Annotated in this window: 14 protein-coding genes; 1 reads left to right on the top strand and 13 read right to left on the bottom strand. The window is 49.1% G+C overall.

Annotation, left to right across the window (positions count from 1 at the left end):
* Positions 1-117 precede the first annotated feature (117 nt).
* The 12 genes from NEA10_RS10345 to NEA10_RS10290 form a co-directional block, all read right to left on the bottom strand.
* Positions 118-321 (bottom strand): hypothetical protein, encoded by a 204-nt coding sequence (locus tag NEA10_RS10345; RefSeq protein ID WP_252659426.1) that lies wholly within the window; start codon positions 319-321, stop codon positions 118-120.
* Positions 306-530 carry a hypothetical protein gene (locus tag NEA10_RS10340; protein ID WP_252659424.1) on the bottom strand — a complete coding sequence of 75 codons (225 nt, stop codon included), beginning with the start codon at positions 528-530 and terminating at the stop codon, positions 306-308. The genes NEA10_RS10345 and NEA10_RS10340 overlap by 16 nt, the downstream gene beginning before the upstream one ends.
* 224 nt (positions 531-754) lie before the next feature.
* Complete coding sequence (locus NEA10_RS10335; RefSeq protein WP_252659422.1) at positions 755-967, bottom strand: hypothetical protein; 213 nt, start codon at positions 965-967, stop codon at positions 755-757.
* Positions 968-1,173: 206 nt separating this feature from the next.
* Positions 1,174-5,940 carry a WD40 repeat domain-containing protein gene (locus NEA10_RS10330; RefSeq protein ID WP_252659421.1) on the bottom strand — a complete coding sequence of 1,589 codons (4,767 nt, stop codon included), beginning with the start codon at positions 5,938-5,940 and terminating at the stop codon, positions 1,174-1,176.
* Positions 5,941-5,990: 50 nt separating this feature from the next.
* Positions 5,991-7,373 (bottom strand): P-loop NTPase fold protein, encoded by a 1,383-nt coding sequence (locus NEA10_RS10325; protein WP_252659419.1) that lies wholly within the window; start codon positions 7,371-7,373, stop codon positions 5,991-5,993.
* A gap of 84 nt (positions 7,374-7,457) precedes the next feature.
* Positions 7,458-9,161: a tetratricopeptide repeat-containing S1 family peptidase gene (locus NEA10_RS10320; RefSeq protein ID WP_252659417.1), complete on the bottom strand. Its 1,704-nt coding sequence runs from the start codon at positions 9,159-9,161 to the stop codon at positions 7,458-7,460.
* Positions 9,162-9,163: 2 nt separating this feature from the next.
* Entirely contained in the window at positions 9,164-10,084 is a 921-nt protein-coding gene (locus NEA10_RS10315; protein WP_252659409.1) for a S1 family peptidase, read from the bottom strand.
* A gap of 11 nt (positions 10,085-10,095) precedes the next feature.
* Complete coding sequence (locus tag NEA10_RS10310) at positions 10,096-10,611, bottom strand: COP23 domain-containing protein (RefSeq protein ID WP_374111904.1); 516 nt, start codon at positions 10,609-10,611, stop codon at positions 10,096-10,098.
* The gene (locus NEA10_RS10305) at positions 10,612-11,757 is read right to left on the bottom strand and encodes a transposase (protein WP_252665290.1); all 1,146 of its coding nucleotides are present in this window, start codon (positions 11,755-11,757) and stop codon (positions 10,612-10,614) included.
* A gap of 289 nt (positions 11,758-12,046) precedes the next feature.
* Complete coding sequence (locus tag NEA10_RS10300; protein WP_252659405.1) at positions 12,047-12,241, bottom strand: hypothetical protein; 195 nt, start codon at positions 12,239-12,241, stop codon at positions 12,047-12,049.
* 507 nt (positions 12,242-12,748) lie between these two features.
* Positions 12,749-12,901 (bottom strand): lmo0937 family membrane protein, encoded by a 153-nt coding sequence (locus NEA10_RS10295; protein ID WP_252659403.1) that lies wholly within the window; start codon positions 12,899-12,901, stop codon positions 12,749-12,751.
* A 113-nt stretch (positions 12,902-13,014) separates the two neighbouring features.
* Positions 13,015-13,269, bottom strand: a complete 255-nt coding sequence (locus NEA10_RS10290; RefSeq protein ID WP_309494024.1) for a CsbD family protein — start codon at positions 13,267-13,269, stop codon at positions 13,015-13,017.
* 427 nt (positions 13,270-13,696) lie between these two features.
* On the opposite strand from NEA10_RS10290, the gene NEA10_RS10285 reads away from it, so the two are divergent.
* The gene (locus NEA10_RS10285) at positions 13,697-15,496 is read left to right on the top strand and encodes a M3 family oligoendopeptidase (RefSeq protein WP_252659396.1); all 1,800 of its coding nucleotides are present in this window, start codon (positions 13,697-13,699) and stop codon (positions 15,494-15,496) included.
* 314 nt (positions 15,497-15,810) lie between these two features.
* Here NEA10_RS10285 and NEA10_RS10280 read toward each other — a convergent pair whose 3' ends face one another.
* A complete protein-coding gene (locus NEA10_RS10280; RefSeq protein WP_252659388.1) occupies positions 15,811-16,032 on the bottom strand; it encodes a hypothetical protein in 222 nt (73 codons plus the stop codon).
* Positions 16,033-16,056: the final 24 nt, after the last annotated feature.

The raw sequence follows: 16,056 nt of genomic DNA, 5'->3' as shown, positions 1-16,056 counted from the left end.
AAGCTTTTCCTTCAACGGCTTTTCGAGGGCGAACGGCACCACCTCGACTATCGCTCAGTGACCACTGTGTGCCCCTACTGACAGAACTCGTCAGATTCTAGAAAAATGGGATTGACATCAAACCATGATTTTCGCCGTTCTACATAAAAAAACGCGACGGGTGCGAATTAAGCGTTCATACCCCACCGTATCCTGAACTTTTTTCGTCCGGTGAACCTGTCGCAGTAGTTCCCACTCCTCCGGGGACACTCCCAAACTCATTTTGTTGAGATCATCGGCGATCGCATCTTCTAAGCTATCCTCCGTTAAGGGAAGCCGCATTTCTTCCTGCACCCTTGACCCCAAGCAATATGCCCGGTAAACAAGGAGCAACTGGGGCGATCGCGGTACAGTTTGACGATGCGATTCTTGATTTTATTGATAATTTCTCCCCCACGGACTGGGGGAAAATCAACATAATACTGCCGATCCGTCGGCGATGAATACACCAGTGTTTTACTGGGGTGAATGGCATTTAAAGAAGGTGGCATAATCGAGGGACATATCGAAGACAATCCGAAAAAAAAACGAACGACGGGGTCAGAGAGTCTATCCCCAACCCCATTTTAACACACCCGTTTTAACACATGATTTTTCTAGAATCAGAACATGAACCCCGGGTTATCGGGTTGGGGAGTAGGTTGAGGAGCCGGCATTCGTGACCTTCGGGTTGGAGGGTATCGGTCGGCTGCATTGGGGTTGTGATGCTCTGTTGCTACATTGAATCAAGTTCTTGAGTCTCACCGTTGCGGTATTCAGCCATGGCTGAGGCAGCAAGTTTGGCGAGAACATCTGGAGAACGTGAGAATGAGTCGTCCCAACGCTTTTCATCCTCGATTTCCTCTAGGATGATTGAAGCAATTGCGTTCTGTTCACGTTCAGGTAAGGTTTGCAACCTAGCCATCACACGTTCAAGTAATTCAGTCATGGCTATTTCACTCAGAGTCCAACGATACCCTCTTGATTATCGCTGTTGTTAGGCAGATTGAGCAACGTTTGAAGACGAACATCTCGCAAAATTCCGCTTGGCGACGGGGTCTCTGGTGGAATTGGTCTCATTTTTGGGGTTTTACCGGCGTGCCGGGCCGCCAACTTGACCCAATTATGGCGTTGAGAACGGCGTAAGGGTTGGGGTTAGGGGGTTTGGGGTGGGAGATTGCAAACAGCGCGATCATCGTCCGTGACGTTCGGATTGTAGGTAAGGTAGGGTGTGAGCCAGTCACAGGCGCGATCGATTAACTCCGACCAACGCTCCTGACTCATCGGCCAGACTTTGATCGTCCCGTCAGATGAAGTGGATGTAAGCATCTGTCCATCGGGATTGAAAATCGCATCTTTCACCTCATCGGTATGACTATCAAGAGTAAGAAGCTGTTCACCTGTTTCTAAGTCCCAAAGGCTAACTGTCCCATCTGCTGAAGCTGAGACAATCAGCTTTCCATCAGGAGAAAATCTGGCACTATTAATAGGACGCAAGTTATCTTCTAAGGAACGCACCAGGTTGTTGCCGTCGATGTCCCAGAGTTTTACTGTCCCATCTCTAGAAGCTGATAGGATCAGATGTCCGTCAGGATGAACATCGACATGACTAATCCAAGCTATATGTCCATCAAAGTTTTGTAATTCCTGACCTGTGTCTACATCCCAGACTTTAACGTGTTTATCCCAACCTCCAGAGACCATGAAACTCCCATCTGGGCTAAACGCCACTGTCCAAGCTGGTTCAGAATGTCCAGGAAACGATTTTAATTTCTTGCCTGTTTCAATATCCCACAAGCTGATACTTCCATCGCGGTAAGCCGATGCTAGGTGACGCCCATTTGGGTGAAAACTAACATCCAGTGCCCAATCTGAGTTGGCTACAAATGGACGTATGAAGTCACCTGTTTCTGCATCCCAAAGTATTACTCGACCATCTCGACCCGCTGACACAATTTTGCTACCATCTGGGCTAAAAAGACTTCGATGGACTGGCTGCTGGTGTCCTTTCAGGTCAAATATGACCTTACCTGTTTCCAAATCTAAAACTCTTATTATTCCGTCATGAGGTGCAGAAACCAATCGGGTGTTATCTGGGCTAATATCAGCACTATAAATTGTTCCCTGGTGTACTTCAAACTGTTGAGTTGAATATCTATTTTCTTTAGACCAAATTTTAATAGTTGTATCATTAGAAGCCGATACAATTTTGGTTTCATCATGACTAAACACCGCACGATAAACTGTACTTCGATGCCCTTCAAATACTTCTATTGCTTCACCGGTGTTTAGATCCCATACCTTAACCTTGGTATCTGAACCTCCTGAAAGAAGACGGGTTCCATCATTATTAAACATAACGGTTGGAACATAGCCTGTATGGGTTAGCGTATGTTGAATTTCTCGACTACTGATATCCCAGATTTTGACTGTTCCGTCACTAGATGCAGACGCAATTTTATTTTCTCGGGGATGAAAAGCCACCATTAAAACTGATGATGAATGTCTCTCAAATTTACTTGAATTGATTTCGGATCTCGTTTCAAGATTCCACAGCCTGACTGTAGCATCATCTGAAGCTGATGCAATTTGAGTTCCATTCGGACTAAAATCTGCAAATTTTACAACGTTTTCGTGCCCATAAAATCGATGTAGTATAATACCATTTATGGCATCCCATACAATGACACTTCCATCACCAGAAGCTGAAACAATCTGGGTTCCATTAGCGTTGAATCTAGCACTATTTACTTGTCCATAATGACCCTCAAAAACCTTCTCTTGCTCTCCTGTCTCAAGGTTCCAAGTTCGGATGGTTTTATCATCCGACGCCGATAAAATACGAGTTCCGTCTGGAGAAAATTGAACATCCTTTACCGGACCTCCATGACCTAGAAATTTATTAGGGTGGATTTCTTCACCAGTTTGAACATCCCAAACTCTAATTGTTCCATCATTAGAAGCCGAGGCAACTACTGTCCCATCAGGACTAAAATCAACTCCATAGATCCAGCTTGAATGTCCCTCAAGCATATTTATTTCTCGAATGTTCCCTAAAATATTTATAAGATTGTAAACTGGCTGCCTGGCAATAGGAAAAGAGCTAGATACTTGCTCTAAAAAATCCAGAAATCTCACGGAAATCTCGGTTGCTTTAATCAAAGACTCAAGCTCGCGTCCAGCTTCAAATTGATGTAGGGATAGACGGCTCTCTCGTTCTAACTTGGCAAGCGTTCGCTCGTCTTTAAAATATTTTTGGTCTTCAACATATTGAGTTCTTTGCAGATTAAACTCTCTAGTAATTCCAAACAGTCCCCCTGCAAAAATCGTGAGAAGCATGACGCCTAAAAAACCAATCCATTGAGTTCGCTTCTGTACCTTTTTTTTGTCATTTTCTAGTTCCTCTAGGCTTCTTTCTGCAACCACTCGTTTTGCCTGTTCTTCTTCGAGCTGAGCGAGTAAACCTCCACCTCGTGATTGATGAATAAACTCGGCTAAGTAATCATGGACAAGTTGATAGCGTTCTTGTTGTCCGGGAATCAAAAAGACTAAGCGCGATTCAGCAATAATATCTAAAACTAAAGTCAAGGCAGATGAGAGATAGCGTTGGCCGTAATTCTTCTCAAACAGTTTTAAGTCCCGCAGTAAATCCAAGTAGGTACGGAGGGGACGGGTTCCTCGTTCATCCGTCAGCAAATAGAGGACGGCATCAGCTAAATCCTTGTTTTGGGGACCGCAGGATTCAACAACTACATCTAAATATCGCTCGACTAATGCCCGTTTGGGATGCTCTCCTAAGGCAGTATAGTCCACTAGAGATACAATTTCTTCACTTTCTAATTGATAGCCCACCACTTGCAGCTCAATGGGACGAACATCTTCGCTCTCTTGCTGTAAGTCTTGCACCAGGCGCGATCGCAAATCCTCGCCAATATGAGGTGCAAGGTTCGCAATCACCTGACTGGCCTGCTGTGGGGAGAGGTTATTTAATTCATAAAGAACCGTTTTATCTAAAATATTTTGGCTAATACAAGCCATTGTCGAGATCCGGTTACAGACGAGTAAGCGGTGAATATAGTCAGTTCGCAAGGACAGGACAACTTTTAAAGCACCCAATTCTAAAATATTGCTGCATAACGTTCCTATAAAGTTAAAAAACTGATGATGGTCTTTTTGGTTAGGATTGGCAAAGAAAAACTCTTCAAATTGGTCGAAAACTAAAATTACTTGATGATGATGTTTTTCCAGTTCAACTAGAATGGCTTGGCTCACGGCCAACGCTGAGGTCTTATCTTTAGGAGTATCGAGCCGACCGAGATGTTGCTTCGCCTCTTGTTCGATCGCCCGTCTGAGTTGCTCGGACCAGTTTTCATACACTCGTAACACAATGGGAACTCCCCCACGTCCCCCTTCAAAGACCTGTTGCCGTAACATGGGCAGTAAGCCAGCGTTGACTAGGGAACTTTTCCCGACTCCCGATTCCCCATGAACCACTAGGAGTTTATTCTGACGTTCGTGGAGGCGGTTGAGGAGATGCGTCACATCTTCGGCTCGCCCCGATTGCTCAATTTCAGGCGATCGCCCCCTTGAGGTGGATTGCTGCTGGGGCATTTCCTCTAAGCGATTGGCACCGACAAAGGCCCGTTTGCCGCAATATCGTTCCAGTTGATGCTGCTGTTGGGCAATTTTGAAGGCGTTACGATAGTCTTGGCTGTTGAAATAGAGACGTTGGAGCCGCTCGAGGGCCCGCAATCCCAGATGAGGAAAGGCAAATACGAATTGCTCACTGGCCCTCACCAGGGGAGCGATCGCCCCAGGACTATCTCCCGTCGCCTCTGCCACGTCCGCCTCCCGCAAGGCCTGAATCAGTTGCATCAGAGAGGACTCTTGCAGGTTCTGGGCCAACTGGGGAGCGTCCGCGACAAGAAACTGCTCATGACTGCGGTGCAATTGCTCCTGTACGGCGGCTAAATCGATATCTTTGCCATCCTTCTCTTTTAGGGCCAGAACCTGATTTAAGGCTTGCTGAACGCCGATGATGGCTAACCGCAGATGTGGAGTTTTAGAATCTTCTAGTTCTGGGAGTTCCGCCGCCGTGGGGCGATTGCAGTTCCTGCACGCTTCGCGATCGCCCTCGGGGAGAGGATTCAGATACCCTTGCCAATGAGTCTGACTTTGTCGAAAGTGGGTAGCCGCCTGGTCCCATTCCCCAGCTTCTAGGGCCTGACGACCTTGAATTAAGGCCAAGTCAGCAGCTAAGTTCAGGCCCAGGGGTTCTCCCAGTTGGGCCAGTTGTTGACAGGCTTGTTCAATTTCCCGTTGTTGGTGTTTCCCCAGTAGGCGATCGCGAAGCGTGCAGGAACTGCAATCGCACCCCAACCATTGACGATCGCTCCCCTGTTCTAACCGGCTCAGAACCTGTTGTACATTAAGCTCCAAGTTAGCTTGGATATCCTCAGCCGAAGGCAAAAAACGCTTCGAGGTCGTCCAACTTTCCAAGTCATTGGCGACATCTAACATTTCCCGTAAGCCCGTGTCATCTAACCAGAGAACAATGGGAAAGGCAAACTTATGACGGAGCTGATCTCGCATCTGATTGGCTTTGACCAAAAAGCCTCGCAAATCTGTCAGTTGAGTCATTCCCCGCAGTTGGATTCCCTCCGCCGTTTTCCCGTCCATGGCCCTCTCAATGACTTGGGCCAGGTTTTGCGTCTCTACGGGTAAGGTCGCCGTTAATAGCGTGAACTGATGCTGACGCTGGGTTTCCGCTTCTAATCGCTGCGACCAGCGATCGCACAAACTGCGGTAGTTACAGGACACTACTATCAGTTTGAAGTGTCCCCGTGATAGGGCGATCGCCTGAGCCAGTTGGCGCAGACTTTTTTCATTTTTGGCGGCAACATCGTTAGCGGCAATATCCATCACAGGTTGTCTTCCTCACATCTAAGCTTTTCCTTCAACGGCTTTTAGAGTCAACGCTCAAAGAACTCGTCAGATTCTAGAAAAATGGGATTGACATCAAACCATGATTTTCGCCGTTCTACATATTCAAAGACGCGACGGGTGCGAATTAAGCGTTCATACCCCACCGTATCCTGAACTTTTTTCGTCCGGTGAACCTGTCGCAGCAGTTCCCACTCTTCCGGGGACACTCCTAAACTCATTTTGTTGAGGTCATCGGCGATCGCATCTTCTAAGGTATCCTCCGTTAAGGGAAGCTGCATTTCCTCCTGCACCCACTGAGACAGCAATTGCAGCAAATCTCGCACATGGCCACCACTCACCCGACAGAGGCGGTTAAACAGCTCCATCGTCTCAAAAATCTCCTCAACCCGCTCCAATCGTTCCGCTTCACTCAATTGAGGAAAGGCTCGGGCCAACACCATTTGTTTCAATTTTTCAATTCCCTGGCTCAATTCCTCGCCGCTGGGGGTTTTAATCGCCACCATGGGTAAACAGTCGGGGGAGTGAGGAAATCGCTGGCGTAAGTTACCATATTCATTAGAAAACTGCAAGGCCAAGGGCATGGTATAGATGGTATGACAGGCTAACTGGGTGAGAATTTCACCGCGATCGACAAATAGATACTCTTGTTGGGTTTTTCCAGAGGCTTTCTGACGATTATCGATGCGATCCAGATTATCGACAATCACCGCCAAGCCGGCATAGCCATTCTGTTTTAAGGTTTCAATTCCTGGCTTAATTAAATCCTCGTTAATTGTCCGCACTAAGGCGGTGGTTTGTGGCCCGAGATATTGATTCAGCTTTTCCCGAATCCCAGAATCATCTTTGGCTTTGACTGTTAATGAGGCAATTCCCGCCGACAAGGATAGGGCTTGCTTCTCAGTATCAACATCCAAACTGCCACTAATCCCGCCCACAGAAATGGGAGCCTTAAGTCCTCCTTTTACCTCAATTTCTGTCATTAAAACATCTGTCGTTTTTTGTATAAAACGACGCAGGAGAGGTGCTTGGGGTTGATTGATAGTTTTGTCTTTCTCTAAGGCTTCACTAATCTGTTTGGCAATGGTCAAGAGAACTTCAACGATATCAATATCTGCCGTATCTAAGTCTTTATCTGACTCGAAATAGACTACAAAAAAGCTTGCCGCTTCTAACTCAGATTTGAGTTTGTGCAGTTCTGTGGATTTGCCACAGCCAATATGCCCGGTAAACAAGGAGCAACTGGGGCGATCACGGTACAGTTTGACGATGCGATTCTTTATTTTCTTGATAATTTCTCCCCCACGGACTGAAGAAAAATCAATATAATACTGCCGATCGGTCGGCGATGAATACACCAGTGTTTTACTGGGGTTGATGGCATTGAAGAAGGTAGCGTAATCGAGGGACATATCTAAAAAAATCCGAAAAACAACCGAACGACGGGGTTAGGGAATATACCCCCAACCCCGTTTTAACCCATTATTTTTCCAGAATTAGAACATGAAGCCTGGGTTATCGGGTTGGGGAGTGGGTTGGGGAGTGGGTTGGGGAGCCGGTGGCCTTGTCTGTTGGGGCGTTGGCGTCGGGCGACGCTGTTGGCGTTGGAGGGTTTGTAAGTTATTCTGCAAATTTTGCAAATTAAACATGACCTCTTGATGTTGCATCGATCGCCCAGTTTCCAAGAATAGCTCCCGAGCGCGATCCAAATCGGCGATCGCCCTCTCCATCTGGGAAATCGCCTCGGAGACATCCCCCTGCTCATAGGCGGCGATCGCATATTGGTTATAAATCACGCCACGATTGTTGTACGCATCCGCAAAATTAGGATTCGCGGCGATCGCCCGTTCATAATCCTGTAACGCCGCCTCCAAATTCCCCTCATCCAAGGCCAAATTAGCTCGGGCGTTGAAGGGTGCAGCAAAATTAGAATCCAGTTGAATGGCCCGGGTGTAGTCCTGCTGAGCCGCTTGGAGATTTCCCCGGCGAGCATGAGCCACACCGCGATTATAGTGGGTGCGGGCATCATAATCCCCATTGGCGATCGCCGCCGTCAAATCCTCAATCGCGGCGGCGTAGTCTCGCAACTGAATCTGAGCCACGGCCCGGTTCGTATAGGCCATCCCCGACTCATCCTCCGCCTCAATGGCCGCCGTAAACTCGGCGATCGCCCCCTGATAGTCTCCCTGAGCAAAATAGAGATTTCCCTGTTGCACATGAAGCCGTCCCAATCCCTCAAGATTGGGGTCCATCGCCAAAGCTTGATTGAAACGTTCCTGAGCCGAATGCAGATTCCCTTCATAAGCCTCAATGGTGCCACTGATTTGATAATCCTGAGCCGTCTGAGGATTGGCAATGTTAGCGGGAGCCTGACTCGGAGGAGCGTTATCCTGATTGAGATTGGGAACTTGTACCTGTTGACTTTGGCGCAATTCCATAAAACTAGCAATGGGAATCCCGCCATTAAAGCCGGATTTCACCTGGGCCCCCTCCCCGGTTTCCGACTGGCCACTCAGATCGGTATCGGCGATTCCGTGAATCCCCACCACACGATTATCACTATCAAACACGGGCCCACCACTCATGCCGATTTTGGTACTGGCTCCATAAATCAGGGTATAGCCCTGAATTCCCTGGCGTCGCCGTGACACCACCGGCCCCTGACTCAAATAAAAGTCGCGATCGGCCCCCGCTGTCTGAAACGCCGCCGGGAAGCCAGCCACATAAATCGATGAGCCCAATTGCGCCTGATCCGAATCCCCTAGAGTCGCTAAGGAATACTCCCGAGAACTCTCAAACTGAACCAGGGCCAAATCTGGGTCATTTGAGCGTTGCTGAAGCGCCTGCACATCCCTCATCTCATACTCTTGTCCTGAAGCCGTGCGGATGCGATAGCGACGGTTTTCAGCAACATCCTGACGACAGGTAATCGGTTCTCGCATGGGAATGCGATCGCAGACTACGTGTAACGCCGTCAACACCCAATAGCGATCGCCCTCCCGGCCCACAATCACCCCACTTCCGCCGGGAAAGCCATCATCCGGCTCACTATAGCCATTAATTTGTACTGTGACGTTTTCCGCCAAGCGGCTATCAAAGGCGATCGCCGCTCTGGGAACTAAAACAGTCGCCAACCCCACCCCAAGACTCGCGGTGGTGCAAACAGCGACCCACTTGGACGCATCAAGATAAGAAAACATGATCAAAACAGCAAAGGTAAGGGTTGCTCGTGACTGGGTGCGGGTGGCTCCGGTGGGGGTAACGGCTGTCTCGGAGTTGGGTTAGGATGACGGGGGGCAACGGGCCTCGACCGCTCCGAGGGGAGTCTCTGCATGGGAACCGCCCAACTCAGGGGTTCCATCTGGGCAAATTCTTCCTGACTCGGGAGGCCGCCATCTTCAAAGACAAAGGCGCGAATCCCCAAAAAGGGGTAACTCAACATCCCATTGAGTCCAATCAGCTCACCCTGAGCATTTAACACCGGGCCGCCACTCATCCCCCCACTCACCTGATTGGTATATCCCAGTTGATAGCCACCATAAAAGGCGCGATCCGTAATCAAACCGATCTCGCCCTCCGTGACCCGAAAGGCACGCAGTCCCCAATCTCGGGTATCCTGACTACGAATGATGCGATCGCCCTGCTGCTCAAAGACCTGAGCCGGATAGCCCGCCGCATAGACGCGATCGCCCACCGACACCTCCCGGACATCCCCCACGGCCGCCACCTGATAGGAATGGGGACTGGAGAACGCCACCCGAGCTAGATCCCGATTTCCCAATTGATAGGGGGGCAAAACCCGCCCAGCATGAGTCCGCCCATCAGGCGTTAAGACTGAAATCTCTTGGCCCTGTGCCGCCATCACCACGTGCCAATTGGTTAATAGGGTATAGCGATCGCCCTCCCGCTCGACCATCACCCCAGACCCCGAATTGTCAGGAAGTAACAGTCGCACCGTCACCTGACGGGCCCGTTCCCGAACCGAGTTCGTCTCAGTGGGAACTTGAGCCGTCTGATGAGCCGCCAAGGGAGGAAGCGTCCCCAGAGTGGGGTGAGATAAGCCCGTTGACATAGACAACAGCCACATTCCCACCCCTAGCATTGGCTTTTGTAATCTCACCATGCTTGGAATCCTTAAAACATGGAACCACCCGAATTATCAGGCTGTACAACAGGATTTTGTTGGGGAGACGGTTGAGGAGCAGACGTTGGGCTGGGAGCGGGTTCTCCACTATCCACCATGGCTTGCTCTGCCCAATCCCCGAGGTTCACATAGGTTTGACCCTCAGTTTCGGTAATAAAACCGGCTGCACCGCCGCCATAGCGACTAATTTGTAAGAGCTGACCCAGAATTTGCCCAGCCCGATAAGCATTTTCTGGTTTCAGGGTAAAGAGCATATTCCCAGACGTACAGGCGGTTTCCATGGGATTCAAGGCACAAATCACTGTTTCATTGTTCACCATGCCATTGGTTAAGAGTAAGTTACTCAACCTCCCCCCATTCTGGGCCATCGCTTGATTCAACCGCCCAGTAACCGCTCGACAGCGTCCTTCAGGGCTGTACTGACCCCCAAAATAGGCCGATCCAGCTTGAGTCCAACGGATCAATGTCGCACGATTAGATCCTTGCTGACAATACTCCGGACAGATTTAGGATGCAAGAGCACCGTAGGATAGGAGTTCCGAGTAGTTGGGATGGGATTTAATTAAAGTCGGGTCTAAGTCAAAGCTGTCGATAAATAGGTCAAAAAGATGCTCATTGAGAGCCAAGCGTTTGAGAGAGGCGATGGAAAAACTCAAAGGTTCAGCACGAGTGTGGGTCGATTGTAAGGTGGCTTTGGCTAAATTGAGAGCCAGGAGACTGGCATTAACATGAGAGTCGAGGGCTTCAGCGGAGCGGGCCTCACAATCAGAGAAGCCCAGAAACTGACGAGCATCGCGAAAAATAAACTCAATTTGGAAACGAGCGGTGTAACAACGATAGAGATGGAGGGGGTCAAGGGTGACATCGGTGGAAAACAAGACCACGTAACTGCGTCGTCCATTCTGCTCTTTGAGCAAATAAGCCAAACGAACCGGTCGTCGAAAGTTAACTGACCAGACCACGGCTGTGTATAGAGAAACTCCTTCGTCTAAAGTGGCAACGAAAGTCAAACGACTCGGGTCAGTCAAATCAACCTTACCGTCATAGCGACGGGGGCGACCTCGTCCCCGATGAGGGCCGTCATAAAGAAACTTAAGATTAGCATCGCTGCGCAAGCGACCGATGGCCTCGAAGCCTAAGCCCACCACCCCATTGACCCACTTGGACTTGCTGTAAAAGCCATCCGCGACGACATAACGAATCCAGTCCGGGAAAAAGATGGTGCAGTAAGCCAGATGCCCGAGGTAGAAATCCAAGCGGCTCCTCGAAGCCACTTGGTCTTCGGTCGGGGTCTTCTCGGTTCTCAAGTCGGCTTCCGTTTGTTGGGCTGACAAGGTATAGCCCGTCTTCTGCTGCAAGTCAACAATAGCTACAACAGACCATTCGAGTCCTTTTTCGGCTCGTTGAGCTTTGCTGTTGTAAAACCAATCCAAGCCATGGGTGTGACGACCACTTTTCTCGTTGAAGGTGCAATCGACTACTACTATCTGTTCGCTGTCCTCGGGTCGTAGCTGTTCGATTAAGCGGCGGTTGAGACGTTCGAGTCCTAGACCCGCCTCGAAGTGTCGCCGATAAGTCCGCTCGTTTATCTGGCTGTAGCGGCTGAGATTCGTATAGTTGACTCGACCACAGACGACAAAGAGAGTGGTCATCAGGGTCATCAAAAATTTCTGCTGGGGTTTGCTAAATGTTTCCACCAGACCCGCTACAATGCTCTTGAGGCTATCCATCTGTGCAGCTTTGTTAGATTTACCACCTGCACTTTAGACGATGGATAGCTTTTCTCCAACTCGGCGAACCCACACCGCCGCTCTCTGGCGTCTCTGCCAACGACCTCCGCTCCCCCCCTCGGTAACTCGCTTTCTTTTCCCAACTCGACTTGTTGCACGAGACGGCACCTCCCCGGAATCCTTTGCCAGATACCGGTGACAGGCGTTTGTCTTACTGACTCAACTCAATAACGCCCAAAAAACTGTCCGGAGTATTGTGCTGAATCACTGTTTCAAATTCACCATAAGCCAAGGGAACACACTGAGCTTGGGTCGGGTTGGCATTCGCTTGGGAAGAGAAAACCATCATCGTCCCGGCAAAACAGACCGTCGGCAAAATAGAGCAGCGCAAAAGTTTCGCTAACATAATAAACCTCGGAACCTATCGAATGACTCAAAAAGCTCAAACGACCGGATGTATCAGACCATATCGTTATTCCTAACCTGAATTTAGGTTAAGGACACTCCGACAAAAAACGGTTTCACAATTTCCGAATCTGAGGGAATTGTGAAATCTTTCCTAACCGGACATCCGCATGTTTGTTTGCTATGGTCTCAATCTATCATCGGTTCCTGGACTTGTCTCTTAAACTCGCCCTTTTTATGATAAAACTCTATATAGAGTTAAACTTATTGATAATACTAATTTTAGTAACTTTGCCGAAAAGTCTTTACCCAGAGCCAATTTTGAGTTTCTACAAGCCATCCTGTTTATAGTTTTCAAGCAATGTACTTACTCATGAGATATAAATTACTGTTAAAATATATTAAACTTTATCAGGCTTTCTTGACCCTAAACTGGACAATGAGGTAAAAGACTAACCCCCCCCTTGTCACCCGATTAGCTCAAACCTTTAAGGAGGGGGAAGTCGTACTAGAGACGACGCCCGGTAATTACGTTGTAAATAATGCCAATGAGAGCTAGCACCAGCAGCAGGTGGATTAACCCACCCCCGATGTTAACGGAAAAACCGAGGGCCCAGAGGATGACGAGGACAGCAATGACCGTCCAAATCGTATTGACCATGAATTTTTGCCTCTTTTAGTTTTTGGGAAAATGTGCGATCGCCAGAGTGAAGTGAGAAACTATCCCACTCAAGGCGATTAGCCATTAAGCGGGACAGCGACCCCTACAGGGACTTAATCGATCGCATCCTTGAGGCCATCTTTCAGGTCTTCACCAGCTTTGCGCGCCTGTGCTTCAACTTGCTTGGCTTTTCCTTTCGCCTGTGCTTCCCTATTGTCAGTCATCTTGCCAGCCGCCTCTTGAGCTTTGCCCTCAAGATTTTGAGCCGCTGCCTTCATTTTGTCATCTAAACCCATAGTTGTTACCTTTGCTACTACGATAATAGTCTTGAAGGTTAATTGATTAACCGTCTCAACTGGTTCCATCATCGCGTAAACGTTTATAGATCTACATCTATCTCAAGGTGTAAAATTGAATTTATAGGGTGATAACTTGAGGCCTCCTTAACGCATCATTTTAGCAAACCATACGTTCCTTAATTGGATTTTTTTCTCATAAAAGATATGAAACTTAATGAAAACAAAAGAGCCAATAGCACTCAATCTAGATGATTCAATCAACCCTTAGACGTAGATAATATAATCTTTAGGCATAGGTCTAAAATTGGCAAAATCGAGAGAAGGAGCCGCCTAGGATTAGGGCAAAAGATTGAGGGTCAGAGGCAAGGCGACTCGGAAAGAGTGACCCCAACGCAACTCCATCAAGCCATCCTTCCTAACCCCCTCAGCCTCCCCTGCGATACAGTAAAAGAAATCCTACGCTAACCCTAACCATCTCAGTACAGGAGGAGTGACCTTGGTTCAGACCCCGATTCAGACCCTCAACGAGGCCCAAGAATGGGACCTCAGCGACCTCTATCAAGGCTTTGATGACCCGAAACTGGAGGATGACCTACAGGAGTTAGACCGTCGGGCCCAGGTCTTTCGTGGCCAATATCGAGGCCAGCTTGCCCATTGTAGTCCCTCCCAGGTGGCGATCGCCCTGCAAGACCTCGAAGCCATCCACCAGAAATCTGGCTATCTCTACGCCTTCCCCTCCCTCAAATTCTCCGCCGACACCCGCGACAGCCAGGCGCAACAATTTGAGGATAAGGTCATGGAAGCCCTGACCCAAATTGAAAATCAACTGCTCTTTTTCGAGTTAGAACTCCAAGCCCTCGACGAGTCTCAATTCGCCAAACTGCAAGACGCAGAGGCTCTCAGCAATTATCGCCATTATTTACAGCGAATTGCCGAATTTCGCCCCCACTGTCTCCCGGAAGCCGTGGAACAAACCCGCAATCAGGACGTTCTCACCGGACGAGAAGCTTTTATCAAACTGCGTTCGGTGCATCTTGGCGAACAAAACTACGACCCCGTCACCACCCCCGAAGGAAAAACCGTAGACAGTGAAGCCGAATTAAGTTCCCTGCTGTTCCAAGGGGATGCCGAAACCCGCCTCAAGGCCTATCAGTCGGTGCGTCGCGTCCTCAAGCAGCATAACTCCCTCTACGGCTATATCCTCAATACTGTCTCCCAAGACCGACGCATGGAAAGTCAGATGCGAGGTTATTCCTCAACCCTGCATCAACAACTGCTCATCGACGAAGTCTCCGAACCGGTGTTTCGGGCCATCATGGAGGGGATGCAATCGCGCTATGACCTCTTCCAACGCTACTATCAACTCAAGGGCCAGGCCCTCAACCGCAAGATTCGCATTTGCGATACCTACGCTCCCTGGACTACCGACCCCACCCCACCCATTAACTATCAAACCGGTGTCACCACTCTCCTCGATGCCTTAGAACGGTTTGATGTCAACTATGCACGACGGGCCGAGGAGTTTTTCCTGAATAACTGGGTGGATGCCAAAGTCCGCCCCGGAAAGCGAGGGGGAGCCTTCTGTGCTTACTTCCACGGCAAACATAGCTATTTGTTGCTCTCCTACACCGAGGACTATAGTTCCCTGTTTACCCTGGCCCATGAGATGGGCCATGGCTTGCATTTTGATTGGATTGACCGCAAACAGTCCTATTTCAATAGCAATCCTCCTCTGGTGTTGGCGGAAGTGGCCTCGACGTTTAATGAGTTGCTGTTATTAGACCGTCTTCTGGACCAAGCGGGGGATGATGCTGGGTTGCGTCAGGCCCTGATTACCCGCCAGTTGGAAGACCAGTTGAGTTTGTTGTTCCGCCAAAGTACCATCAGCCGCCTGGAGTTGGCGATTCATGAGCGGGCCCAGGGGGGCAGCTTTGACGCCAGCTTTGTCAATCAGGCCTGGATGAATCTTTATAGGGAACTCTGCGGGGAGGCGGTGGAACTCCTGGATGAGCATCAATATGATTGGGCCCGCATCGGTCATATTTTCTTTAAACCCTTCTACTGCTACCAATACACCGCTTCCACCTTAGTGAGTCTGGCCTGCTATCAGAAATATCTGGAGGTGGGGCCGGAGTTTGTTCCCGGGTATCTGGACCTGTTGGCCTCTGGGAGTCAGTGGAATCAGGTGGAGGCGTTACGTCACTTTGTGGATGTGGATTTGGAGGATGAGACGACGATTCATAATGCGCTCTTGTATGTGGAGGGATTAGTGAATCAACTCGAAGCCACCCTCTAGTGGATTGGGGAGACCTCGGGGCCGCCAGGGGTCTCCCAGACTCAGCCGGAGCGCCCTGGGGGCAATTGTGAATGGGGCAATCTTTGCCTGGGTAATTGCAGAAAATAGTGTCTAATACTGCTATTTTGTAGCTTAGGCTACAGACAGATTCATAAAACCTTAATCTATTTGAGATTTCGGCAAAATAATGATTTGTAATGAGTCAGTTTAAATTTATAAATAGGAGAGGGCGAAGCATTTGCGAGGGAGGGATGAGTTAGATTTTAAAGAACACAAATGCATCGCCGTTTTAGAAGACTCCGAGGCTCTAGCCCTTAGTAAGCAAGGGTTGAGAGGGTTTCTCGAAGATACTCACAGACTTGTTTATCAATGCTGTTTTGCTCCAGGGAACGGCGCTGCTGCTGCTCTAGTTTCCAACTTTGAAACCCAGAACTCGCGGCGATCGCCACTTTTAAATGATCCCAAACCGGCTCAGTTTGCTGGTCCTGAGTTGCGGCGGCGGATGAATTGGCGTGAGTGAATGCAGAACTTGGCATATCGCACCTCTATGTGAGTTAGCT

It is taken from the genome of Phormidium yuhuli AB48, from assembly GCF_023983615.1.
Classification (GTDB): domain Bacteria; phylum Cyanobacteriota; class Cyanobacteriia; order Cyanobacteriales; family Geitlerinemataceae; genus Sodalinema; species Sodalinema yuhuli.
The sequence above is the reverse complement of the archived record's forward strand: the minus strand, read 5'-3'. Positions and strand labels throughout refer to the sequence as shown.